We start from the raw sequence: 23739 nt of genomic DNA, 5'->3' as shown, positions 1-23739 counted from the left end.
GTCGGGCGGCCTACTTGTCGATGATCTTGCGCGCGAACACTTCGAGGTAGTCCATCAGCCGGTCGGCGCCGGCGATGGCGGCGGCCTCGTCGCCGGTGGCGATGCCCTGCGCCAGTTCGAGGTGCGCGTTGGCGCCCTCGACGATCTCGCCCTCGTGCTGGTAGGCGTACCAGAAGCGCCGGCACTGCACGATCAGCGGCACCACGGCCTTCACCGCCGAATCGTTGTGGCTCGCCTGGTGGTTGACGAGGTCGAGCGCGCGGTCGGCCTTCATGTAGTCGTTGAGGTCGCCACGGCCCGCGGCCTCGACCATCATCTCGGCGCAATGCACGATGCCCGTGCGCTGCTGCGCGGTGGCGCGGCGCGCCGAGCACGCGGCAATCAGCCGCTCGAGCACGCGCCGCGTCTGGATCACGTCGAGGTGGTCGGCCAGGTCGATGGTCGACACCAGCAGGCCCCGGCGCGGCTGCTGCACGATGAGGCCGATCGACACCATGCGCATCAGCGCCTCGCGCACGGGCGTGCGGCCGAGCCCGGTGCGCTCGGCCAGGTCGGCCTCGGCGATCTGGCTGCCCGGCTCGAGCTGCACTGTGGACAGCAGCGTCTCGATGGCGTCGTAGGCGAGGTCGGCGGCGCGGCGCTTGGGCGGGGGACGGGAATCGGTCTGCGGGACGGCCATGGTGTTCTTCTGCGGATGCTGCGGCGTCATTGTCGGGCGTCCACGGGGTCCGCCATGTCCGGCTCGACGAGGCCGGCCAGCGTCGCGATGCGGACCGGCGACAGCGGCGGCCTCGGCGCGGGCGGCGTCCAGCCGAAAAGAAACTGCGCCGCATCGCCGCAGACACGGCCCTGGCAGGCGCCCATGCCGCAGCGGCGGTGCAGCTTGGCGTCGGTCCAGCCGGAGCAGGCGGCCAATGCGGAAAAAGGAACGTCTTCGCAGCGGCAGACGAGCGTGTCGGCCTGCGGCATGCGCCGGATGTCTTCGGCCAGCGCGAAGCTGCGGTGCAGCTGCGCCGCGAAGGCATTCCAGCGGGCGCGCTCGCCTTCTAGGGCTTTCGCCGCGCGCTCGTTGCCCACGGCGGCATGGCCGGCGATGGCGCCCTGCGCCAGCGCGCGCTCGCTGCCGCCGAAGCCGGTGCATTCGCCGGCGGCGTAGATGCCGGGGACGCTGGTGGCCTGCCTTGCATCGACCGACAAGGCTTGCGCACCGTTGCCTGCGGGCGTGAGCGCGCAGCCGAGCAACTGCCCGAGCTGCGTGTTGGGCGTGAGGCCGAAGCCGCAGGCCACGCGGTCGCAGGCAATGTCGGTTTCCTTGCCGCCCTGCAGCAACCGGACCGACTCGACCTGCGCCACGCCGTGCACGGAGACGATGCGCGACGAGGTGCGGTAACCGCCGTCGGCCAGCCCGACGGCCTGCGCCGCCTTGCCCGGCCAGCGCGCCAGGCTGGCGCCGAAGCGCGCGACCGATGCGAACGATGCCTGCTCCGCGATGCGCAGCACCTTCGCGCCCGCCGCGCGCGCGGTCGCGGCAGCAGCAAGAAGCAGCGGCCCGCTGCCCGCGATGACGATGCGTTCGCCATCGACCGGCATGCCCGCCTTGACCAGCGCCTGCAGGCCGCCCGCGCCCGTCACGCCGGGCAGCGTCCAACCGGGGAAGGGCAGCAGCAATTCGCGCGCGCCGGTGCACAGAACGAGCTTGCGCCACGCCATGCGCGTCGCGCCGTCGGCGTCTTCGAGCAGCAGTTCGCCGGGCGCGGAGATGGCGACGATGCGCGTGCCGCTGCGCACGCGGATGTTGGCGTGCGCGGCGAGCGCTTCGCGCCACTTGCGCGCCGCCGGCGGCAGCGCGGCGCCGGGGCCGTCGCGCCAGATCTGTCCGCCGGGCGCGGGGTTGTCGTCGATCACGACGATGGATGCGCCGCTCGGCGCGGCCGCCACCGCCGCCGCCATGCCGGCCGGTCCGGCACCGACGACCAGCACGTCGCATCTGTCCGTCGCGATGCGGTTCATTCCGTCGTCTCCACGCGCATGCCCTCGGCGCACACCGTCTGGCATGCGAGCCTGCGGCGACCGTCGACCAGCACGCGGCATTCCTGGCAAACGCCCATGCCGCAGAACGGCGCGCGCGACTGCCCCGTGACCGACGTGCGCGCGACACCCATGCCGCCGCCACCGGCCAAGCGCAGCGCGGCGGCCACCGAACTGCCCGTCTTCACGCGCACCAGATGGCCGTCGATGTGCAGCAGGGTGTGGCCGCTCATGCCATTCCTCGCAGGCCGCGCGGCGCGTAGGGCGCCGCGTCGAAATCGGGCTTGGCGCCGGTCATCAGCGCGGCGAGCAGGTGCGCGCTGCCCGGCGCGGTCGTCACGCCGAGGCCTTCGTGCCCGACCGCGAGCCAGAGCTTCTCGCGCCACGGATGCCTGCCCAGCAGCGGCAGGCCGTCGGGCGAGGCGGCGCGCATGCCGGTCCATGAACGCACGGCGTTGAGGTTCGCGAGCCCCGGCAGGTAGTCGAGCGTGCGCTGGAGCATGCGCGCCAGCATCGGCGCCTCGACCGCCGGATCGGTGGTGTCGAACTGGCGCGACGAGCCGACCAGCAGTTGCCCGGTGGGGCGCGGCTGCACGTTGAAGGCGACCGAATCGCCATCGCTGTGGTGCGCGCTGGTCACGTAGCCGAGTTCGACGAGCTGGTGGTGCACGGTGCCCGGGTAGCGGTCGGTGATCAGCAGATGGCCCTTCTTCGGGCGGATCGGAAGTTCGGGGCACAGCGCCGTGGCCTCGATGCCGTTGGCAAGCACGATCCGCGGCGCGCTGCGGCGGCTGCCGTCGGCGAGCCGCAGCGTGCCGTCGTCCTGGATGGCGGCGACCTTTGCATGCTCGACGCGCACCGCGTCGGCGGCTTGCGCGAGCAGCCATCGCGCCGCGTTGGGCGCATAGAGGATGCCGTCGCCCGGCACTTCGAGCGCGCCGGCCAGGCCCTTGCGCAGGGCGGGCTCGGCGCGCGCCAGTCCACTCGCGGTCAGCAGGCGGCCGTCGATGCCGTGTGCGTGCAGGCGCTGCTGCTTGCGCTCGGCCTCCGCCATCTCTTCGGCATTGGCCGCGATCCAGAGCGTGCCGCAGGGGCTGTAGGCGCAGTCTTCGCCCATGCGCGGCGCGAGCGCGCGCCATTGCGCGACGGAGCGGCGGCTCAATTCCAGCTCGGCCGCGTTGTCGTCCATCACCACGAGGTGGCCCATGCCCGCGCCGGTGGCGCCGCCGATGCGCGCATCGAGCACCAGCACCCGCAGCCCCGCCTGCGCGAGCGCATGCGCGCAGGCCGCGCCGACGATGCCGGCGCCGATGACGATGGCATCCGCGTCCATGCCGCCCGATGTCAGAGCCGGATACCCCAGCCGAAGGGATCGGCGTCGTCGATCAGCAGCGTGGCTTCCGCGCTGATGTGCGCGCGGCCGCGCAGCGTGGGAATGACCTTGTCGCCGTCCATCGCGTAGCTGGCCTCGAAGCGGCTGCCGATCACGCTGGCCTGCGTCCACACCGCGCCCGGCGCGAGCTTGCCGTCGGCCGCGAGGCAGGCGATCTTGGCGCTGGTGCCGGTGCCGCAGGGCGAGCGGTCGTAGGCGTTGCCGGGGCACAGCACGAAGTTGCGGCTGTCGGCGCCTTCGCTGTCGTCGGCGAAGAGTTCGATGTGGTCGATCTCGGCGCCGTCGGCGCCTGTGATGCCCTGCGCCGCCAGCGCGCGGCGCAAGGCGGCGGTGTAGTCGGTCAGCGCGGCGAGGTTGTCGCTGGCCACGCGCTGGCCGTGTTCGCTCACCAGGAAGAACCAGTTGCCGCCCCAGGCCACGTCTCCACGCACGGTTCCATGGCCCGGCAACTCGACCGCCACCTGCCGCAGGTGCCGGTAGGCCGGCACGTTGCGCACGCTCACCGAGCCGTCTTCATGCAGCGTGGTGGTGACCGTGCCCACGGGCGTCTCGATGCGGTGCTCGCCCACGCCGATGCGCCCCATGTGCGCAAGGCTCGCGACCAGCCCGATGGTGCCGTGGCCGCACATGCCGAGGTAGCCGGCGTTGTTGAAGAAGATCACGCCGGCGGCGGCGTCGGGCGACACGGGCTCGCACAGCAGCGCGCCCACCACCACGTCGCTGCCGCGCGGCTCCAGCACGGCGGCGGCGCGCCATTTGTCGTGCCGCTCGGCCAGCAGCGCGCGGCGCTCGGCCATGCTGCCCTTGCCCAGGTCGGGGAAGCCCCCGGTCACCAGGCGCGTGGGCTCGCCGCCCGTGTGAGAGTCGATGACCTGGATGCGCTGCATGCGGCCGGGTCCCATCAGTAGCTGGCCAGGGGAACGGGCGCGGCGTTCTTGAAGGTGAACACCGTGATCGGCGCCTGCTTCATATTGCCCTTGTCGTCGTAGGCGTAGGTGGCGGCCACGCCCTTGTAGGTGGTCTTGTAGAGCTCGGCGCCCACCTTGTCGGGGTCGACGGAGTTGGCCTTCTTCATCGACTCGCCGATGAACATCACCTGGTCGTAGTAAGAGGCGGCGTAGGCATCGGCGTCGATGTTGAAGCGCTTCTTGAACTTCTCCTTGAACGCCGGGCCGCTCTGTGCCTTCTCGAGGATGGAGCCGCCCTGCGCGCAGAACACCACGTCGTTGACCGCGTCGCCGCCGAGCTTGCCGGTGGCGGGGCTGCAGACCGTGTCGCCGCCCAGCAGCTTGCCGGCCACGGCCAGCTGCTTCATCTGTCGGGCCATGGGAGCGGCCTGGGGCGCGTAGCCGCCGAAGAAGATGGCCTCGGGCGACTTGGCCTTCATGTTGGTCAGGATGGCGGTGAAGTCGACGGCCTTGTCGGTGGTGAACTCCTGCCCGACCACCGTGAGGCCCTGCGTCTTGGCTTCCTTGGTGAACTCTTCCGCCAGGCCCTGGCCGAAGGCGGTGCGGTCGTCGATCACGCCGACCTTCTTGACCTTGAGCACCTTGGCCGCATAGACCGCCATCGCGCCGCCGATCTGGTTGTCGCTGGCGATGATGCGGTAGAGGTTCTTGTAGCCGCCCTGCGTGACCTTGGGGTTCGTGCCCACGGTGGACAGCAGCACGCCGCCGTCGCTGTAGATGCGCGAGGCCGGAATGGCCACGCCGGAGCAGTACGGGCCCATGACGAACTTCACGCCGTCGTCCACGAACTTCTGCGCCACGCTCACGCCGGTCTTGGCGTCGCACTGATCGTCTTCGGAGACCAGCTCGAACTTCAGCGTCTTGCCGCCGACCATGAGCTTCTTCGCGTTGAGCTCCTCGATGGCGAGGCGCACGCCGTTTTCATTGTCCTTGCCCGCGAAGGCATTGGGGCCCGACAGCGGTCCGCTGTGGCCGATCTTGACCACCTGTTCCTGCGCCTGCACCTGGCCGGAAACGGTGATTGCGGCAAGCGCCGCGAGTCCGAGAAACGAAACCATGCTTGCTTTTGTCTTCATGCTTCTTCCTACTGGGTTGGGGACGATGAAAAACGCGACGCCGTGCGGTTATTACATGACCGACTGGTATTGAACAGGCCGTGTCGCGAGCGCCTTCTTCACGATGCCTTCGATGAATTCGCGCTCGGCGCCGATGAGCGGCAGGCGCGGACGGCGCATGTGCTCGGTGCCCACGCCCACCAGCAGGTCGATGAGCTTGAGGTTCTGCACCAGCTTGGTCGACACATCGAGGTGCAGCATCGGCGTCATCCACTGGTAGAGCTTGAGCGCCTCGGCAAACTTGCCGGCCTTCATGAGGTCGTAGAGCGCCACGGTCTCGCGCGGGAAGGCGCAGCCAACGCCGGCCAGCAGGCCGTCGCAGCCGAGCGCCAGGCCTTCGTAGGCGAGGTCGTCCACGCCCAGGAACAGCTGGTAGCGGTCGCCCACGGTGTTGCGCAGGTCGGTGATGCGGCGGATGTCGTCGGTGCTTTCCTTGATGGCGGCGATCCATTCGCAGTCGGCCAGCTCGACCATGTGCTGCGGCTTCAGGTCGACGCGGTAGGCCACCGGGTTGTTGTAGACCATGATGGGCTTCTGCGCCGCGTTGGCGATGGTGCGCACGTTGAGCATGGCCTCGCGCGCATCTGCCACGTAGATCACCGAGGGCATCACCATGAAGCCGGCCACGCCGAGCTTGTTGGCGCCATCGACATAGCGCAGCGCCTCGCGCGTGCTGGTTTCCGACACGTTGGCCAGCACCGGAATGCGGCCGTCGGCGGCCTCGAGCGCGATCTTCGCGACCTGCAGCTTTTCTTCCAGCGTCAGCGTGCTGGCTTCGCCGAGCGAGCCGCAGGTGACGAGGCCATGGATGCCGTTGCGGATCTGGAAGTCGATGTGCCGGGCGGTGCCTTCGGCATCGATGCTCTCGTCTGCGTGGAACTTGGTGGTGACGGCGGGAAAGATGCCTTGCCAGCGGGGATTGCTCACTTGGTCGCTCCTTGTGGATGTGCGGTGTGGAAGCGCCGCACTTTAAATATATTAACGATATACCGTCAAGATATCCGTGCGGCAAACGCTCTTCCGGACGGAGGGCTTGTGTGATATCGCGGCCCAGGCAGGGCCGCCGCGGCGAGCTACTTGCGGCCGTCCGCCGGACGCAGCACGCCGCGCCGGAGCGTGACCGGCTTGCCGATGGGCGGCGCGCTCTTGGTCTCCACCGTGCGCAGGGAGCCGTTATCCATGCGCACGCCAACCTCGTAGACGGTGACCGTGCGCACGTGCTTCTCGATGGCGTTGCCCGCGAAGCCGCCGCCGACCGCGCCGAGCACGGTGGTCGCGGCACGGCCGTGGCCGTGGCCGAACTGGTTGCCGACGAGGCCGCCCACCACGCCGCCCGCAACCGCGCCGACGCCGGTGGTTTTCTGGGCGCGCTGCACCGCCCGGACGGATTCGACCCGGCCGCAGACCGCGCAAGGCGGCGGTGCGGGCGTGGCGGCGGCCACCACCGGGGCGTTGGCACCGGGTGCGGGCCCGGGCTGGATAGCCTGTGCCGGCAGCGGGGCAGGCGCGGGAGCAGGCATGGGCGCGGCAGCCATCGCCTGCGGGGCCGGCCCGGCACTGGCAGGCGGCACGGCGGGCGCGGGCGGCATGAGCTCAGGCTTGAAGTCGTCGGGCGCCTTGGGCGCCATCGCGGCGGCCACCGGTGGGGAGGCCGCGGCGCTCGTCGCCGTGTCCTGCGACTGCTTGTGCAACAGCACACCGCCCAGCGCGACCACGGCCACCGCCAGCGCGCCGATCACGGCCCACAGTGCCTTCGGCGATCTGGCGGCCGGAGTTCCGGGAGGCTGGTTGAGGGGCGATGTCGAGTCCATGGGGAATCCTTTTCTGTTCCTCGCAGGATGCGCGGAAACCCATCGCAGAGCATGGACGCGGACAGCGCGTTGTCAATCCAGCGGCGTCCTACACGGCGATGCCGTCGACCTCCGCGAGGAATCGCCTTGCCTCGCCGCGCATGCCCCGCGAAACGGCTTCCCAGGTGCGCGCGGGAAAGTCCGGCGGCAGCAGCGCCTCGACCTCGCCCAACGCGGCGTCCACCGACGCCACCAAGCCGAGCATGGCGTTCCAGACCTCGATGCCGCCGTTCTTCATGGCCAGGCCATGCCAATGGCGGGCCTGGATGGTCTGGAACACGTAGTGCGCGTTCTTCGAGCGGATGGCCATCGCCAGGCCCGCCTTGCGCGGCTGGAACTGGTTGGCGCCATCGCCGAAGTACGGCCACATCGAGATGACGTCGTATAGCGGCGTCATCTCGTAGGCGTCGCCGCGCTGCAGATGGATCGAGAAATTCTTGGCGTGTCCGTCCGTGGCCGCGAGCAGAAAGAACGCCAGTTGCGCGAGCAGGAAGCGGGCGCCATCGTCGGCGCTGCGGCTGCCTTGCAGAAGCTGCAGGCACTTCGTCATGCCGGGGCCGCCGTGCTGCTCGTACTTCCTGTCGGACGGCAGGCCCAGGGCCTGGCAGAAGTCTTCCTGCGGCAGGCGCGCGATCCAGGTGCCGCCGTTCATCCATTCGCGGTCGAAGCGCTCCACGATCAACACCGTCTGGCCGCCGAAGGTGGCCATGGAGGTCGGCGCCACCAGCAGACCGAGGGCCAGGGCGATCTGCGCGCAAAGCCATTCGTTCTGCACCGAATCGGAGGCGTCCACGCGCCTGGAGCCGCCGATCAGCCCGAGCGGCAGCTTCACGATGTGCGTGGTGGGCGTGGCGCCATGCGGCCGGCACCATTCGCCCTTCCATTGCGTCAGCGCCGTCTTTTCCTGCGCGCCGGCCAGCGAGATACGAAACAGGTCTTCGTCGCGCATGCCTTGCGGTGCGTCTTCCGACGGCACGGCCTGCAGCAGCTCGGCGATCTGCGCTTCGTTCAGCGGCTCGCAGTCGATGGCGTTCCAGCCTTCCGGCACGGCCCCCTCGGGCAGCAGCTGCACGGCGCCCACGCAGTCGCGGCCGATGGCTTCGAGCAGGCCGAAGGCCGTGCTGTCCTTGAGCCGGAAGCGATTGCGCAGCCGCGCGCGGATCCTGTCGTTGTCGGGCAGCAGGTTGTCGAAGTAGTTGCGGACCACCTCGCCGCGCACCTCGAGCGTGCTGTTCAGCGGGATCGACAGCGACAGCGAGCGCCGCCGGGGCGATTCCAGCCAGCCCGCGTCGTAGCGGAAGGAATGGGCGCCGCGTTCGACGATCCAGGTGCCTACGCGCTCTCCGTTCATCCAGGCGTCGAGGGCCTGCGTCACCAGGACTCCCTCTTCGGCCGCACGACGAAGCTCCTGCGCGACGTGGGCTTGATGTCCTTGCCGGGGTTCAGCGCCTGCAGCGCGCGAAGCGATTCGCCCGGCGCGCCCGGCGATTCGGATTCTTCAAGGCGCACCAGCACCGACTGGTCGCTCATCTGCGTGGCGGTCCACGGGCCGGGCGGGAGCTTCACGGCGTCGTACAGCGCGGGCTCTTCCGCGGCGACGAGCACGCCGCCGGGCACCGCTTCGTCGCGCAAGCAGAAGGATGCCCCCAGCGCCGACAGCAGCTTCATCAGCTGCTCGAAGCTGACCGCGCCGGGGTTCGCTTCGATTTCCGCGACGCGGGCCTGGCTGACGCCAATGAGGGCACCGGCCTGCGCTTGCGTCAGGCCGCGCTGCTTCCGTAGGGCCTTGAGGTGGGGCCGCAGCTGGTCGACGAAGCGCAGGGGATAGTCCATGGCGGATTCAGAATATCGGCCTTGGCTTGTTTTGTCAAAATATCGGCTTTGCCGTATTTTTACGGAATATCGGCCTGCGCTTGTATTTCCTCCACACAAGCCCAAGCCGTTGAACCCGACACCTCAATCGATCTTCGCGCCCGACGCCTTCACCACGGCGCCCATCGCATCCCAGTCGGAGCGCAGCAGCTTCTGGAACTCTTCCGCGCTCTGGCTGCGCGGCTCCACGCCCAGGCGCTTGAAGCGCTCCTGGATCGCCGGGTCGGCCAGCACCTTGTTGGCCGCGATGTTGATCCGCTCGACTTCCGCCTTGGGCGTGCCGGCCGGCGCGAGCAGGCCGATCCACGAATCGAAGGCATAGCCGGGCAGGCCGCTTTCGGCCACGGTCGGCAGCTTGGGCAGGAAGGGGCTGCGCGACTGGCCGGTGGAGGCCAGCAGCTTGATGCGCGCGTCGTCCTGGAAGCCGATCACGCCGATGCTCGACGAGATCACCGCCTGCACCCGGCCCGCGAGCACTTCGTTGACGGCCTCGCCGGTCGACTTGGTCGGGATGTGCGTCATCTGCAGCCCCGCTTTTGCGAGGAACGACGCCATCGCGAGGTGCGTGGCGCTGCCGTTGCCGGCCGAGGCGTAGTTGTACTTGCCGGGGTGTGCCTTGACCTCCTTGATGAAGTCGGCTGTGTTCGACACGCCCATGCCGCCGGCCACCGCCAGCACATAGCCCGCGTTGCCGACGTTGGCCACGCCGACGAAGTCTTTCAGCGGGTCGTAGCTGAGCTTGTTGTAGAGAAAGCCCGCGATGTTGTGGCTCGCGGCCGCGAGGATGAGCGTGTTGCCGTCGGCCGGCGCGCGCGCCACGATCGCCGCGCCCACGGTGCCGCCCGCGCCCGCGCGGTTCTCCACGATGGCGCTGGCGCCGAGCGCCGCGCCCAGCTCGTTGTTGAACGCGCGCGCCACCGTGTCCTGCACCGCGCCGGTGCCGAAGGGCACGACGATGTGGATCACGCGCTGCTGCGCATGTACCGGTGCGAAGGCACAGAGCGCGGCAGCCGTTGCGAGCGCGGTGAGGGAACGCCGGGTGAACAGGGTCGAAGGCATCGTGGGGGCCGCTTTCTTTTTCATCGTCATCGACAGGGAAGGAATCTCAGGCGCCCGACGGCAGCCAGCGCTGCACCAGCTTCACGAAGTAGCTGGCACCGATCGGGATGATCTCGTCGTTGAAGTCGAACGAGGTGTTGTGGATGATGCAAGGGCCGGGCCCGTGGCCGTCGAGCCGGTGGTCGCCGTCGCCATTGCCCAGGAAGGCGTAGCAGCCGGGCCGCGCGAGCAGCATGTGCGCGAAGTCTTCCGCGCCCATCACGGCGGGGAAGTTGTCGGTGACCATGTCGTCGCCCACCACCTCGCGCATCACGTTCGCGGCAAAGCGCGCCTCGGCCGCGTGGTTCACGGTCGGCGGCGACGAGCGGTTGAAGTACACCTCGGCCGTGCAGCCATGCGCCGCCGCCACGCCCGCCGCCACTTCGCGCAGGCGCGCCTCGATCTTGTCGATGGCCTCGATGGAGAAAGTGCGGATGGTGCCGCCGACCGTGGCCACGTCGGGAATCACGTTGGGCGCGTCGGAGCCCTGCAGCTGCGTGACGGCCAGCAGCGCGCGCTCGGTGCTGGGAATGGTGCGCGCCACGATGATCTGCAGCTGCTGCGCGAGGTTGACGACCGCCGCCACCGGGTCGATGCCCGTGTGCGGCATCGAGGCATGCGTGCCGCGCCCGTGCACGGTGATCTTGTACGTGTTGCTCGAGGCCATCAGCGCGCCTTCGTTGAGCGCGAAGCGGCCCACGTCGCCCACCGGAAAGTTGTGCAGGCCGAAGACCGCGTCGCACGGGAAGCGCTCGAACAGGCCCTCGTCGATCATCTTCTTGGCACCGGCCTTGCCCATCTCCTCGGCGGGCTGGAAGATGAAATGCACGGTGCCGTCGAAGTCGCCAGGCCCCTGCTGCGACAGGTGCCACGCGGCGGCCAGCAGCATGGTGGTGTGGCCGTCGTGGCCGCAGGCGTGCATGCGGCCGGGGTTGGTCGACTTGTGGGCGAATTCGTTGGCCTCGTGCAGCGGCAGCGCGTCCATGTCGGCGCGCAGGCCGATGGTGCGGTTGCCGGTGCCCTTGCGCAGCACGCCGACCAGGCCCGTGCCGGCTATGCCGCGGTGCACCTCGATGCCCCATTCGGCGAGCAACTTCGCGACCTTCTCGGAGGTGCGGTGTTCCTCGAAACCGAGCTCGGGGTGGGCGTGGATGTCGCGCCGGATCTCGACGAAACGCGAGATGTCGGCAAAGGAATCGGCGATGTTCATGGCGGGGCGTGGGCTGCGAGTCAGTCGTTCGACCGGAAGCGAACGATTCTGGCGCAGCCGCCCGCCACGCGCATGCAGGCTTACGCGAGTCGGCCTTCCTGCCTCAGCTTCATGCCGATGCGGCGGATCTCCGCCTCGCCCTGGTCGAGCGCCGCGCGGCTGGTGTGCACCGAGTAGTGCCCCATCACCAGCTCGTGCGGATGCTTCACCGCCGAGCCCAGCACGAAGGCGGTGTCGCCGTGGGCGACGAAGTCGATGGCGTCATTCGACTCTTCGAACACCGCCAGCTCGCCGGCGCCGATCGGGCCGCCGCGCGCGTCGCCCGTCCCGAGCCCGCCCGCGTTCACGGCCACCCAGCCCACCGTGTGGCCGGCAGGCGGCGTGTAGCGCCAGCGCTCGCCGCCCTTCAGCTCGACGGCCAGGTAGTTCATCGACGCGGGCGCGGCGATGGCGCTCTGCGCCGCGCCGTGGCGCCCGAGCAGCACGCGCGCCGGGCCTTCGCGCGGCACCTGCGCGGGCGCGAGATACATGCTTTGCGCCGGTGCGTTCTCTTCCGAGGGCGGCAGCGCCACCCACAGCTGGAAGCCGCGCACGCGCTTGACGCCCGGCGCGGGCGCGCCGGTGTGCCACACGCCATTGCCGGCGCGCATCCACTCGACACCGCCGCCGCGCAGCGTGCCTTGCTCGCCGGTCGTGTCTTCGTACAGCGTGTCGCCCTCGATCAGATAGGTCAACGTGGCGATGCCCGAGTGCGGATGCAGCCCGAAGCCCTTGTGGCCGCCTTCGGTGTTGAAGCCGAACAGGTCGAGAAACACGAAGGGCTTGAGGAATTCGCCCAGGTCGCCGGGGCTCACCAGCCGAGTGATCGAGCCGTGCGAACTGCCGCGCGTGCGGTAGACCACCGCGCGGGCCTGCGTATCGACAGCCGTGGTCATGCGGCCTCCCTTGCGGTCTTCAGCGCCTTGGCCCACCAGGCGATGTCGTCGAGCATGCCGGTGGCCGCCTGCGCGAGATGCGGGAAGTCGCCGAAGCTCTTGCCCTGCTTCCAGATGCCCATGAACTCGACCATGCCGATGTGCACCGCATGGCGCACCGGCGCCATCTGCATCTCGACCGCCACCAGCCGCAGTTGCTCGACCGCGCGCGCCGCGCCCACGCCGCCATAACCCACGAAGCCGATTGGCTTGCGGATGAACTCCTTGTAGGCCCAGTCGATCGCGTTCTTCAGCACCGCGCTCGGGCCGTGGTTGTATTCGGGAGTGACCACGATCAGGCCGTCGAAGCTGGCCAGCCTGGCTTGCCAGCGCTGCGCGGCCTCGTTCTTCACCGGCCCCCAGGCGGGCGAGGACGCCTCGTTGAAGAAAGGCAGCGGATGGTCGCGCAAGTCGACCAGTTCGAAGGCGAGATCGGTGCGCTGCTGCGCGATCTCGTGGATCCATTGCGCGGGCTTCTCGCCGAAACGACCTTCGCGGGTCGAGGCGATGACGATGCCGATGCGGGGTTGTTGTTGCTGGGTCATGGGGTGCTCCTTTGGATGGAATCGGGAAGGGATGAAGGAAAGAAAGGTCAGGCCGTCGCGAGCCGCGACACCGGCCGCAGGCGCCAGGCCACGAAGCCAGACAGCAGCGCCAACACCACCGCCGGCGCGGGGTTGCCGCCGATCAGCACGAGGTGCGTGGCCACGGCGCAGACCATGGTCGCGGCCAGCAGCAGGCCGCCGAGGAAGCCGGTCGCCGGCACGAGCAGCAGCAGCGCACCGCCGATCTCGACCAGGCCCGTCAGGTAGCGAAACCACTGGCCGAAGCCGATGGCGTCGAACACCTGAACCATCTGCGGCACGCCGGCCAGCTTGGAAGTGCCGGCCGCGCCGAAAGCCACGGCGAGCAGGATGCGAACGCCCCAGACGATGCGGCGCTGGGTGGGGGAAGCAAGGGATGAGGAAGTCATGGGCACAAGGTTAGGCACGCACCCATTGATCGACTAGACGGTAGAGTCGGATTGCACTCGTCCGGAATTCGAAGAAATGAACACGCCATCCATGCTCGACCTCAACGACATCGCCATGTTCGTGCAGGTGGTGCGCTACGGCAGCTTCGCCGAGGCGGCGCGCCGCCTGGGCGTGCCGCCGAACACGCTCAGCCGGCGCATCCAGCAGCTCGAATCGCAGCTGGGTACGCGGCTGATGCAGCGCTCCACGCGCAAGCTGACGCTGACCAGCGCGGGGCAGGATTTCCATGACCGGTGCGCGGGGGCGGTGGACGGGCTGGTGGCGGCCGGGCAGGAGTTGGTGGCTGGGGGGCAGGCGCCGAGTGGGCTGGTGCGGGTAGCGGCTACCGCAGACTTTTTTGACTTCTTTCCCATGGAGTGGGTCGCGGAGTTCTTGCGAACCCACCCGCTGGTTCGACTGGACTTCGTGCTCAGCGATGCAGTGGTCGATCTGATCGCGGAGAACATCGACATCGCCTTTCGCGGCGGCCCGCTGAGCGACTCCAGCTATGTTGCGCGTCGGCTTGTCACCCGCAGCGGTGGCTTGCTTGCGAGCCCCGCATACATCGCTGCTCGCGGCGCGCCCACGACCTTGCAGGATCTGGCGCACCACGATTGCGTAACGGCCGCCCATCCAAGCGGTCATGCCACATGGCGATTGACCGGTCCCGACGGTATGGAGGAAGAAGTTCAGGTCAAAGGCCGATTTACGGGCAATACCGCGCAAGCACTGCGCAAGGCCACGCTGGCCGGGCTTGGCGTCGCACTGCTCCCGCCCGCGATGGCGACGTCTGACGAGCAAGCCGGGTTGTTGGTGCCTGTCCTGCCGCAATACCAATACCAGGGCCGAGGGCTGAACGTGGTTTATCCGAGCCGCAAGCACCTGCCGCTCGCGGTGTCGGCCTTTATCGAACTGGTAATAGAGAAGTTGGAAGGCAACCCGGAGATCTTTCCAACCGCATTGCGGCCACACCAGTCCTAGACCGATTTTTGTGTGATTTAGTTGGCAATTTTTAGGTAACAGCCCTATTTCGGTGCAGTTTCTCGAGACATTTGTGCAGTGCTTGCTTTACAAGAGACGTTTTGAAACAACCTTTTCGGGACGGATCAAGGTTTGGCCACCCTCATTCCTGCTTTGGGCAGTTGCGTGTCGCGCATGTCTCGTGGCGAAAAGCGTCTTGCCGAACGGCTTGAGCAAAAGCTCGATGACGACTATCTGCTCTGGTATGACGTGCCCGTCGGCCCCAAGCGCTCGCACCCCGACTTCGTCGTGCTTCACCCACGCCGCGGATTGCTGATCCTCGAAGTCAAGGATTGGCATCTGGACACGATTCGCCAAGCCAGCAAGGGGCCTTGGGAAATCCTGGCCGAAGGTATTCCCAAGACAGTCAGCAATCCTGCGGAACAGGCCCGCCAGCATGCGCATCACGTCGTCGATGCGCTCAAGCGCGACGCCCAACTCATCCACGCCGAGGGCAAGTGGCAGGGCATGCTTACCTTCCCCTGGAGCTACGGCGTGGTGCTGACCAACATCACGCGCAAGCAGTTCGAGGCGGCTGAACTGCATCGGGCCATTGAAGAACACCGGGTGGTGTGCTCGGATGAAATGACGGAGAGCGTCGACCCCGAGGCACTGCAGAGCCGCTTCTGGGGCATGTTCCCGGTACTCATGCGAGGCGCGCTGTCGCTGCCTCAGATCGATCGCGTCCGATGGACCCTGTTCCCCGAGATCCGGGTCCAGAACCAGGGCCTGCTGTTCGACGACAACGATGCCGAAGCGCGCATCCCGGAGCTGCTGCAGGTCATGGACCTTCAGCAAGAGCAACTCGCTCGCAGCCTTGGCGACGGGCATCGCGTGATTCATGGGGTTGCCGGGTCGGGCAAGACAATGATCCTGGGGTACCGCGCCGAGTACCTCGCCAAGAGCGTCACGAGCAAACCCATCCTCGTGCTTTGCTACAACGAGCCGCTGGCCGTCAAGCTCGCATCGGTCATGGAAGCCAAGGGCTTGAGCGACCGGGTGCATGCGCGGCACTTTCACAAGTGGTGTCGGGATCAACTCGTGACATACGGCCTGTTGCCGACAGAAAAAATGAGCACGTCCCAGCTCATGGAGGAATTCGTCGATCGTGTCATCCGCGGCGTCGACAAGAAGCAGATCCCTTCGGGCCAATACCAGGCGATCCTGATCGACGAAGGCCACGACTTTCAGCCCGAATGGCTGAAACTCGTCACGCAGATGGTCGATCCCGAGACCAACAGTCTCCTGCTGCTCTACGACGACGCCCAAAGCATCTACGAGCGGCAACGCACCAAGCAGTTCAGCTTCAAGAGCGTCGGCATCCAGGCCCAGGGACGCACGACGGTGCTGAAGATCAACTATCGAAACACCAGGCAGATCCTGCAGACCGCGAGCCTCATTGCCGCCGACTTGCTGACCGCCGAAGACAAGGACGACGACGGCATTCCGCTGCTGCGCCCCGTCAGTTGCGGCCGCGAAGGGCATGCGCCCTTGGTGGTCCGCCTGCCCTCGCTTCGCGACGAAGCAGTCAAGGTGGCCGAGTTGCTGAGCACGGCGCACCAAGAGGGCCATGCATGGGGTGACATGGCCGTGATCTGCCGACAGTACGCTGGCATGGAAGAGTGCGCGAATGCGCTCCGGTTGCGAAAGCTTCCGCACCAGGTCCGCAAGGGATCGGGAGATTTCAAGCCCAATGCGGACACCATCAAGATCATGACGATGCACGTCAGCAAAGGGCTTGAGTTCCCGGTTGTCGCGGTCGTCGGAAGCGGTGCGATGCCGCGCGAGACTGATGACGAGCGGGAGGAGGCAAGGCTCTTCTATGTGGCGGCGACACGCGCGACACAGAAGCTTTTCATCACGGTGAGCGGCGATGCCGCGTTCGGTAAGCGCCTCTGAATCGAACCCTGAGCCTTCACAGAGTTCGTGGGTTCATTCAGGCGCGAAATCTCGGTGGCGGCCATTCGCGTGAAAATGCCCTCCCATGAAAATCGAAAAAGACACCGTCGTCACCATCAAGTACAAGGTCTCCGACGCCCAGGGCAAGCTCATCGAGGCGAGCCCCGAGCCGATGGCCTACCTGCATGGGGGCTACGAGAACACGTTGCCCAAGATCGAGGAAGCGCTCGACGGCAAGGAAAAGGGCTATCAGACCGTGCTGAATCTCTCGCCCGAAGACGCCTTTGGCCAGCGCGACGAGACGCTGGTGCGCAGCATTCCCAAGACCGACTTTCCGCCGGGCGTGAAGGTGGGCGGGCAACTGCAGGGCCGGCTCGACGACGGAACCGAGCATGTGTTCACCGTGATGAAGATCAAGGGCCCGGTCGTGCTGCTCGACGGCAACCATCCGTGGGCGGGCAAGGCGCTGAAGTTCAGCCTGCAGGTGACGGACGTGCGCGCCGCGCTGCCGGTGGAAATCGAGCACCGGCATGTGCATGGCGCCCACGGGCACCATCACTGAACTGCTTCTTCTAGCTGCTGCTGCCGCGCGGCACCGGCTTCACGGGGCTTAGTGCAAGCAGCCGCTGCAGGCCGGCCTCATAGGCGGCGGCATCCATTTCGCTGCTGTCCCTTGCCACCAGGTAACTGAGCCCGAAGCGCTCGGTGGCCTGGGTGTAGAGGCGGTAGAAGCGCTCGTCTTCTTCGATGCGCGTCAGCTTCTGCCACGGCACGACGGCTGGCTTGCTGCTTTGAGGTGCACTCAGGCTCAGCCCCTGCGCGCTGATCGTCACCTCATGAATGCCGACGGCACGGGTCGCGGAGCGCGTGACCGACCGATGCAGCGCGCGCGCCACGCGGTCCCGCATGGCGGGCTGGACGCGTGCCCTGCGACGCGAGCCCAGGGCTGCGATGCGCTCGACCAGACGCGCGCGGAAAAACCACAGCACCAGCCCCGACAGCACGATCGCCACTGCCGAACTCACCCAGAACTCGGCACGAACCGGCCTGGGTTCGAACGCGTAAAGAAGCCCGATGGCGAGCACGGGCGCGGCCATCAGCAGCACCGAGAGTGCGCGTGGCACCAGCCGCTGAACAGCCGCGTGAAGGCGCTCCGACTGCCGGTCGTGTTCCGCGAGGCGGCGTTCCAGCGCCGCATCTCCGAGCAGCTCCGCGTCTTCCGGCGCCAGCCTGAATCGCAGTTGCAGTGGTTCGTCCATCTCGTTTCTTACTTCTTCTTCCAGAACCTGGCGTCTTCGTCGATCTTCGCGAGCGCCTTGGCACACGCCCTGGCCCCGGCCGCATGGCGCGCGCTGAACCAGCCCACCGCGAACCACGCACGGGCATCGCGCTCGGTCGCCTCGCGATACAGCGCAAGCGCCACGGCTTCGTCGTTGAACTCGCCCAGAGCGTCCTGCGCGGGGCGCAGCGCCTTGAGATAGCGCTCGGCACCGTTCTTGTCCGCCGCCTCGAACAGCGGGGAGACGAATTCAGCAAGGTAGCGCAGGCGCTTGAGCCGCTTGCGCACGCGGTGCTGGCTTTCGGTGTCCAGCGATTCGAAGCGTTCGCCGTCGCGCATCACCTGCTTGTGCAGGCCCTGCAGCCGCTTGCGCAGCAGGCGCCGGGCGGCATCGGCATCCAGGGGCGTCGGCACCGGTGGGGGCGCTTCTTCACCATCGCTTGCCGGCGCGGCCTTCGCGGGGCCGGCTGCGGTAAAGCCGATCAGCGACACCAGCACGTTCTGGAACGCCGCGGCGCGCACGACGTCTCCGGCGGAAGACACGCTGGTCGCCGCCGCGTCGCCCGCCAGCGGATCGAATTCCGGCGCCCCCGCCTCGCGCAGCCGCGGCTGCGCCAGCTTCACCACCTGCTCGCGGTCGCGCAGCTCGCCGAGCGCGCGGAAGGCGTCGACCAGGGGCGGCTCCCATTCGCTGGCATCGAACAGGCCCGAGGCGGTGTCGAGCCCCGCCAGTTCGCGCAGCGCGGTACGCAGCCGGCGGATGCCGATGCGCAGCTGGTGCACCTGCTCTTCGTCTTCGCTGCCCGCCGCGATCTCGCTCGCGTTCGGCAGCATCTGCGCGAGGCACGAGGCCACCACCGCCTGCTGGATGGCGCGACCGTCCGGGTGCTGGCTGCCAAAGCGCGGGGGTTCGGCCTTCACCGCTTCCACTGTTTCCTGTGCCGACAGCAGGCGCGCGCCACGCTCGGCCTTCGACACGGTGCTGAACCACAGCCCGTGCTGCTGCGACCAGCGCCGCGCAAGCGACACCAGGCCTTGCACGTCCCCGTGCTTGAGTTCCAGCTCCAGTTCGCACACCGGCGATGCGCGCTGCTCGGGCGTGCCGGCGTGCGCGACGACCTTGCCGACGTCCAGCGCCATCTCCACCACCGCGCCGCCGAGCCCGGTGACGCGCACGTCGCGCGTGAGTCGTACGATGTCGGTCGATTGCCGCTCGACCAGCGGCACGCCGCCGTCGCCGCTGCCATGCGCCAGCAGCTTCGCGAGCCGGTCACCCACGGGCGTGCCCTGGTGGCGCAGCGGGTCGATGGACGGCGTGGCACCGGCCGTGCCCAGGTCGACGTTGTGTTCCAGCCGGTGCAGCGCGTTGTCGCCGGTGGCCTTCACCGTCTGCACCCAGCGCCGGCCCTCCTTGCGCAGCCGCAGCACCATGCCGTCGGCGGCCAGCCGCTGGTCGGTGGTGTCGAAGTAGCGGGCCTGCAGGCGGGTGCGAACGACAGCGCCGCGCTTCAGGGCGGCTTCGACGGCCTTCAGGCGGCCGGCGGGAATGCAGAACTTGAACTCGATTTCCATAGGGCCCGATGATGCCCGCCCGTCGCGCGGCGGCGCCTAAATCCCCTGCCTTGAAAATCATGTGGACACCGTCCAGTTTTCTTGGTATCTTTTTGTGGACGGCGTACACAAGACGCCGGAAAAGCTCCCCGCCACCCTCCACAGACACAGGACGACCCCATGGCCAACAAGCAGATCTTCGTGAATCTCCCCGTCAAGAACCTCGACAAGACCAAGGCGTTCTTCGCCGCGCTCGGCTACACCTTCAACGCGCAGTTCACCGACGCCAACGCCGCATGCATGGTCATCCAGGAGGGCAGCATCCACGCCATGCTGCTGGTGGAGGATTTCTTCAAGACCTTCACGAGCAAGAGCATCGCCGACACCAGCAAGAGCACCGAAGTGCTGCTGTGCCTCTCATGCGAGAGCCGCGCCGAGGTCGACGAACTGGTGGCCAAGGCCAAGGCCGCCGGCGGCACCATCCCGGGCGAACCGAAGGACTACGGCTTCATGTACGGCCACGGCTTCCAGGACATCGACGGCCACCTGTGGGAGCTGATGTACATGGACCCGAACGCCGTCGTGACGCACCAGAACCAGTGACGTGACGCCACGCCGTTGAAGAAGCCGAGCGATGCCCATCGTTCCATACGCGCTCTTCACTGTTGCAGGGAGGGCCTCTACCAGACCACGACGGCGCCCCGATATTCCTTTCACCGGCACGGCATCATCGGCCGAGCCCCCCATGAAAAGGAATAGCCCCATGTCCGAACAAGACAACAGCCCCATCGTGCGGGTCGCCCCCCTCGGTTTCCCGTGGCAGACGATCGACCCGTTTTTGTTCTGCGTCTACCACGACGACGCCTACCCGCAAGGCAACGGGAGCATGGGCCCTGCCGCCTCGCTGGCCGGCCGCGACATCGGCCAGGACTTCAGCCGCAAGGACGGCTGGAGCATGTACCACGGCGACACGGTGCCGGGCTTTCCCTCGCACCCGCACCGCGGCTTCGAGACCGTGACCATCGTGCGCAAGGGCCTGGTCGACCACTCCGATTCGCTGGGCGCCACCGCGCGCTTCGGCGGCGGCGACGTGCAGTGGCTCACGGCCGGCAAGGGCATCGTGCACTCCGAGATGTTCCCGCTGCTCGACGCCGGCGCGCCGAACCCGCTGGAGCTGTTCCAGATCTGGTTGAACCTGCCAGCCCGCAGCAAGATGGCCGAGCCGCATTTCACGATGTTCTGGTCCGACGCCATTCCGCGCTTCTCGTCCGACGACGCGAAGGGCGGCCGCACCGAGGTCGCCGTGATCGCGGGCCGACTGGGCGACGCCGTCAACGGACAGGACCCGATCCAGCCGCTGGCGCCGCCACCCGATTCATGGGCCGCACAGGCCGATGCCGACGTGGCGATCTGGACGCTCAAGATGACGCCCGGCGCGCAATGGACGCTGCCGGCCGCCAGCGGCGAGGGCACGCGGCGCATGCTGTACTTCTTCAAGGGTGCGGCGGCTTTCGTCGCGGGCCGCCGCGTGGAAGGGCCGGCGGCCATCGAGTTGCGCGGCGATGCGGCGGTGGAAATCGCCAACGGCGCCGATGAAAGCGAGTTCCTGGTGCTGCAGGGCCGCCCGATCGCCGAGCCGGTGGTGCAGTACGGCCCCTTCGTGATGAACACGCAGGCCGAGATCAGCCAGACCATGGCCGACTACCGACGTACCCAGTTCGGCGGCTGGCCCTGGAAAGACTCGGCGCCGGTGCACGGTCGCGAGGCCGCGCGCTTCGCGAAGCATCCCGGCGGACACGAAGAAGTGCCCGAGGCCTGAGCGAGCCCCGGCTCAGAGCGTCTTCAGGACTTCGGCGCCCGGCGCGGTCATGCTGGGCACGAACTCGATCACGTCGGTGCGCGCGACGCCGTTCTGCACGAACGGATCGCGCGCCAGCACCGCCTCCAGCGCTTCGCGGTCGCCCGAGCGCGCCAGGATCACGCCGCCCTTGCGCGGCACCTGCCGGCCCGAGGCCACGAACAGACCACTTTCGTAGTGCTTCTTGAGCCAGGTGACATGCGCATCCATCAGCGCGTCGAGTTCTTCGAGCGGGCGGATGTAGGTGAGGGTGACGATGAACATGGATGAGGGCGGGTGAGTGAATGCGGAAGCCGCCATCCTAAGTTCGGCGGCCTCCTCAGTCGATCGCCACGCCGCCTTCCTTCACCAGCTTCGCGAACTTGGCCGTCTCCTCGCGGATGCGGCGCGCCATTTCTTCCTGCGTGCCGCCCAGCGGCTCTGCGCCGACGGCCTGCATGCGTTGCGCGAAGTCGGGCGAGTGGATGATCTTCACCATCTCGGCGTTCAGGCGCGCGACGATTTCTTTCGGCGTGGCCGCCGGCGCGAGCACGCCGAACCAGGTGCCGATGTCGAAGCCCTTGAGGCCCGCTTCTTCCAGCGTCGGCACGTCGGGCAGCACCGTCGAGCGGCGTGCCGTGGTCACGGCCAGCGCGCGCAGCTTGCCGCTCTTGATGTGCTGCAGCACCGGCGTGATGGTGTCGAAAGACATCGCCACCTGGCCGCCGAGCAGGTCGGTGGTGAGCGGGCCGCTGCCCTTGTAGGGCACGTGCAGCAGCGTGGTGCCGGTGCTGGCCTGGAACTGCGTGCCGATCAGGTGCTGCGCCGTGCCGTTGCCGTTGGAGCCGTAGGCCAGCTTCTCGGGCGCGGCCTTGGCCAGCGCGACCAGTTCGGCGACGTTCTTCGCCGGCGTGTTGGCGGCGTTGACGACCAGCACGTTCGGCACCATGGCCACCACCGTGATGGGCGCCAGGTCTTTCTGGAAGTCGTAGGGCAGCTTCTTGTAGACGCTGGTGGCGATGGTGTGATGCACCGCGCCCATCAGCAGCGTGTAGCCGTCGGGTTTGGCCTTGGCCACGTAGTCGGCGCCGAGCGTGGCGCCGGCGCCGGGCCTGCTCTCGACCACCACGGGCTGGCCGAGCGACTGCGAGAGCTTGTCGGCCAGCGCGCGCGCCAGCACGTCGGTGGTGCCGCCGGCTGGGAAGGGCACGATGAGGCTGATGGGCTTGGCCGGCCAGCCGGCCGGTGCCTGTTGCTGTTGCGGCTGTTGCGCGAAGGTCAGCGCGGCGGTGCCGAGGCCCAGCGCGAGCGCCGCGGCCCGAAGCACGGTGCGCCTGCCGTTGTTGCGTCGACGCGCGGTGGAAGAAGCGTTCATGGTTTGTCTCCGGCTCGTTGTAGTGGTGCGCGCATCGAGGCGCGCGGATACCGTCTTGTCGCTGGCGGCCGTTCAGGCCGTCATGCGGTCATGCCGCGAGCCGCATCGGCTCGCCCGCGATGTGCGCGCACACCGCCCGCGTCACCTGCTCGGTGGTCGCGCTGCCGCCCAGGTCGCGCGTGTGCAGCGCCGGGTTGGCCGTGACGTGCTCCACCGCCTGCATCACGCGGCGCGCCGCCTCGGCCTCGCCCAGGTGCTCGAGCAGCATCACCACCGACCAGAAGGTGCCGACCGGGTTGGCCAGGCCCTTGCCCATGATGTCGAAGGCCGAACCGTGGATGGGCTCGAACATCGACGGATAGCGCCGCTCGGGGTCGATGTTGCCGGTGGGCGCGATGCCCAGGCTGCCCGCCAGCGCGGCCGCCAGGTCGCTGAGGATGTCGGCGTGCAGGTTGGTGGCAACGATGGTGTCGAGCGAGGCAGGGCGGTTGACCATGCGCGCGGTGCAGGCGTCAACCAGTTCCTTGTCCCAGGTGACATCGGGGAACTCTTTGGAAATCTGCAGCGCGATCTCGTCCCACATCACCATCGCATGGCGCTGCGCGTTGCTCTTGGTCACCACGGTGAGCAGCTTGCGCGGCCGCGAGCGCGCCAGCTTGAAGGCGAAACGCATGATGCGCTCCACGCCCGCGCGGGTCATCATGCTCACGTCGGTCGCGGCCTCGATGGGGTGGCCCTGGTGCACGCGGCCGCCGACACCGGCGTATTCGCCCTCGGAGTTCTCGCGCACGATCACCCAGTCGAGCTGGCCCGGCGCGCAGCGCTTGAGCGGGCCGTCGATGCCCGGCAGGATGCGCGTGGGCCGCACGTTGGCGTACTGGTCGAAGCCCTGGCAGATCTTCAGGCGCAGGCCCCAGAGCGTGACGTGATCGGGAATGTGCGGATCGCCCGCGGAGCCGAAAAGAATGGCGTCCTTCTTGCGCAGGGTATCCAGGCCGTCGGCCGGCATCATCTCGCCGTGCGCGCGATACCAGTCGCCGCCCCAGCCGAAGTCCTCGAAGCTGAATTGCAGCGCGCCGCCGGAGGCCTCGGCCAGCGCTTCCATCACCCGGCGCCCCGCCGGGATCACTTCCTTGCCGATGCCGTCTCCGGGAATGGTGGCAATGCTGTAGCTGGTCATCGATGTCCTCGTGTGCTCTTGGAAAGAGCCCACTGTAGGATCCGGCACGGCTAACAATTCACGCCCAAAGTGAATCC

The 23739-nt window shown here is 68.0% G+C and carries 25 protein-coding genes; 5 read left to right on the top strand and 20 right to left on the bottom strand.

Annotated features, from left to right (window positions below):
* Window positions 1-10: 10 nt before the first annotated feature.
* From L3V85_RS03105 to L3V85_RS03035, 15 genes are all read right to left on the bottom strand, one after another.
* Window positions 11-709, bottom strand: a complete 699-nt coding sequence (locus L3V85_RS03105; protein ID WP_237677963.1) for a GntR family transcriptional regulator — start codon at window positions 707-709, stop codon at window positions 11-13.
* Complete coding sequence (locus tag L3V85_RS03100; RefSeq protein ID WP_237677962.1) at window positions 706-2010, bottom strand: NAD(P)/FAD-dependent oxidoreductase; 1305 nt, start codon at window positions 2008-2010, stop codon at window positions 706-708. Before L3V85_RS03100 ends, L3V85_RS03105 begins: the two co-directional genes overlap by 4 nt.
* Window positions 2007-2261, bottom strand: a complete 255-nt coding sequence (locus tag L3V85_RS03095) for a (2Fe-2S)-binding protein (RefSeq protein WP_237677961.1) — start codon at window positions 2259-2261, stop codon at window positions 2007-2009. Before L3V85_RS03095 ends, L3V85_RS03100 begins: the two co-directional genes overlap by 4 nt.
* The gene (locus L3V85_RS03090; protein ID WP_237677960.1) at window positions 2258-3361 is read right to left on the bottom strand and encodes an NAD(P)/FAD-dependent oxidoreductase; all 1104 of its coding nucleotides are present in this window, start codon (window positions 3359-3361) and stop codon (window positions 2258-2260) included. Before L3V85_RS03090 ends, L3V85_RS03095 begins: the two co-directional genes overlap by 4 nt.
* A gap of 11 nt (window positions 3362-3372) precedes the next feature.
* Window positions 3373-4308, bottom strand: a complete 936-nt coding sequence (locus L3V85_RS03085; RefSeq protein ID WP_237677959.1) for a 4-hydroxyproline epimerase — start codon at window positions 4306-4308, stop codon at window positions 3373-3375.
* Between the two features lie 14 nt (window positions 4309-4322).
* Window positions 4323-5465 carry a branched-chain amino acid ABC transporter substrate-binding protein gene (locus L3V85_RS03080; RefSeq protein WP_237677958.1) on the bottom strand — a complete coding sequence of 381 codons (1143 nt, stop codon included), beginning with the start codon at window positions 5463-5465 and terminating at the stop codon, window positions 4323-4325.
* A gap of 51 nt (window positions 5466-5516) precedes the next feature.
* Window positions 5517-6431 carry a dihydrodipicolinate synthase family protein gene (locus tag L3V85_RS03075; protein ID WP_237677957.1) on the bottom strand — a complete coding sequence of 305 codons (915 nt, stop codon included), beginning with the start codon at window positions 6429-6431 and terminating at the stop codon, window positions 5517-5519.
* A 146-nt stretch (window positions 6432-6577) separates the two neighbouring features.
* A complete protein-coding gene (locus tag L3V85_RS03070; RefSeq protein ID WP_237677956.1) occupies window positions 6578-7315 on the bottom strand; it encodes a glycine zipper 2TM domain-containing protein in 738 nt (245 codons plus the stop codon).
* Window positions 7316-7403: 88 nt separating this feature from the next.
* Complete coding sequence (locus L3V85_RS03065) at window positions 7404-8705, bottom strand: HipA domain-containing protein (protein ID WP_237680485.1); 1302 nt, start codon at window positions 8703-8705, stop codon at window positions 7404-7406.
* Between the two features lie 20 nt (window positions 8706-8725).
* Window positions 8726-9187, bottom strand: coding sequence for a helix-turn-helix domain-containing protein (locus L3V85_RS03060; RefSeq protein ID WP_237677955.1), 462 nt, complete (start codon window positions 9185-9187; stop codon window positions 8726-8728).
* Window positions 9188-9310: 123 nt separating this feature from the next.
* Entirely contained in the window at window positions 9311-10285 is a 975-nt protein-coding gene (locus L3V85_RS03055) for a tripartite tricarboxylate transporter substrate-binding protein (RefSeq protein ID WP_237677954.1), read from the bottom strand.
* 46 nt (window positions 10286-10331) lie between these two features.
* Entirely contained in the window at window positions 10332-11534 is a 1203-nt protein-coding gene (locus L3V85_RS03050) for a M20 aminoacylase family protein (RefSeq protein WP_237677953.1), read from the bottom strand.
* A gap of 80 nt (window positions 11535-11614) precedes the next feature.
* The gene (locus L3V85_RS03045; RefSeq protein WP_237677952.1) at window positions 11615-12469 is read right to left on the bottom strand and encodes a pirin family protein; all 855 of its coding nucleotides are present in this window, start codon (window positions 12467-12469) and stop codon (window positions 11615-11617) included.
* Window positions 12466-13053: an NADPH-dependent FMN reductase gene (locus L3V85_RS03040; RefSeq protein ID WP_237677951.1), complete on the bottom strand. Its 588-nt coding sequence runs from the start codon at window positions 13051-13053 to the stop codon at window positions 12466-12468. The genes L3V85_RS03045 and L3V85_RS03040 overlap by 4 nt, the downstream gene beginning before the upstream one ends.
* A gap of 47 nt (window positions 13054-13100) precedes the next feature.
* The gene (locus tag L3V85_RS03035) at window positions 13101-13481 is read right to left on the bottom strand and encodes a DoxX family protein (RefSeq protein ID WP_237677950.1); all 381 of its coding nucleotides are present in this window, start codon (window positions 13479-13481) and stop codon (window positions 13101-13103) included.
* Window positions 13482-13572: 91 nt separating this feature from the next.
* On the opposite strand from L3V85_RS03035, the gene L3V85_RS03030 reads away from it, so the two are divergent.
* The 3 genes from L3V85_RS03030 (at window position 13573) to L3V85_RS03020 (ending at window position 17002) form a co-directional block, all read left to right on the top strand.
* Window positions 13573-14502, top strand: a complete 930-nt coding sequence (locus L3V85_RS03030; RefSeq protein ID WP_237680484.1) for a LysR family transcriptional regulator — start codon at window positions 13573-13575, stop codon at window positions 14500-14502.
* Window positions 14503-14634: 132 nt separating this feature from the next.
* Window positions 14635-16440, top strand: coding sequence for a DEAD/DEAH box helicase (locus L3V85_RS03025; protein ID WP_237677949.1), 1806 nt, complete (start codon window positions 14635-14637; stop codon window positions 16438-16440).
* A gap of 85 nt (window positions 16441-16525) precedes the next feature.
* Window positions 16526-17002, top strand: a complete 477-nt coding sequence (locus tag L3V85_RS03020; RefSeq protein WP_237677948.1) for an FKBP-type peptidyl-prolyl cis-trans isomerase — start codon at window positions 16526-16528, stop codon at window positions 17000-17002.
* A 10-nt stretch (window positions 17003-17012) separates the two neighbouring features.
* On the opposite strand, the gene L3V85_RS03015 is transcribed toward L3V85_RS03020, so the two are convergent.
* Window positions 17013-17699, bottom strand: coding sequence for a hypothetical protein (locus L3V85_RS03015; protein WP_237677947.1), 687 nt, complete (start codon window positions 17697-17699; stop codon window positions 17013-17015).
* A gap of 8 nt (window positions 17700-17707) precedes the next feature.
* Complete coding sequence (locus tag L3V85_RS03010) at window positions 17708-19291, bottom strand: CYTH and CHAD domain-containing protein (RefSeq protein ID WP_237677946.1); 1584 nt, start codon at window positions 19289-19291, stop codon at window positions 17708-17710.
* 159 nt (window positions 19292-19450) lie between these two features.
* Between L3V85_RS03010 and L3V85_RS03005 the strand changes: the two genes are divergently transcribed.
* A complete protein-coding gene (locus L3V85_RS03005) occupies window positions 19451-19873 on the top strand; it encodes a VOC family protein (RefSeq protein ID WP_237677945.1) in 423 nt (140 codons plus the stop codon).
* 142 nt (window positions 19874-20015) lie between these two features.
* Window positions 20016-21089: a pirin family protein gene (locus L3V85_RS03000; protein ID WP_237677944.1), complete on the top strand. Its 1074-nt coding sequence runs from the start codon at window positions 20016-20018 to the stop codon at window positions 21087-21089.
* Between the two features lie 12 nt (window positions 21090-21101).
* Here the strand turns inward: L3V85_RS03000 and L3V85_RS02995 are convergent, their stop codons facing one another.
* The 3 genes from L3V85_RS02995 to L3V85_RS02985 form a co-directional block, all read right to left on the bottom strand.
* Window positions 21102-21392, bottom strand: a complete 291-nt coding sequence (locus L3V85_RS02995) for a YciI family protein (protein ID WP_237677943.1) — start codon at window positions 21390-21392, stop codon at window positions 21102-21104.
* Between the two features lie 55 nt (window positions 21393-21447).
* Window positions 21448-22482, bottom strand: a complete 1035-nt coding sequence (locus L3V85_RS02990) for a tripartite tricarboxylate transporter substrate binding protein (protein WP_237677942.1) — start codon at window positions 22480-22482, stop codon at window positions 21448-21450.
* 88 nt (window positions 22483-22570) lie between these two features.
* Entirely contained in the window at window positions 22571-23662 is a 1092-nt protein-coding gene (locus L3V85_RS02985) for a tartrate dehydrogenase (protein ID WP_237677941.1), read from the bottom strand.
* Window positions 23663-23739: the final 77 nt, after the last annotated feature.

Source organism: Variovorax paradoxus (assembly GCF_022009635.1).
GTDB lineage: Bacteria > Pseudomonadota > Gammaproteobacteria > Burkholderiales > Burkholderiaceae_C > Variovorax.
The sequence above is the reverse complement of the archived record's forward strand: the minus strand, read 5'-3'. Positions and strand labels throughout refer to the sequence as shown.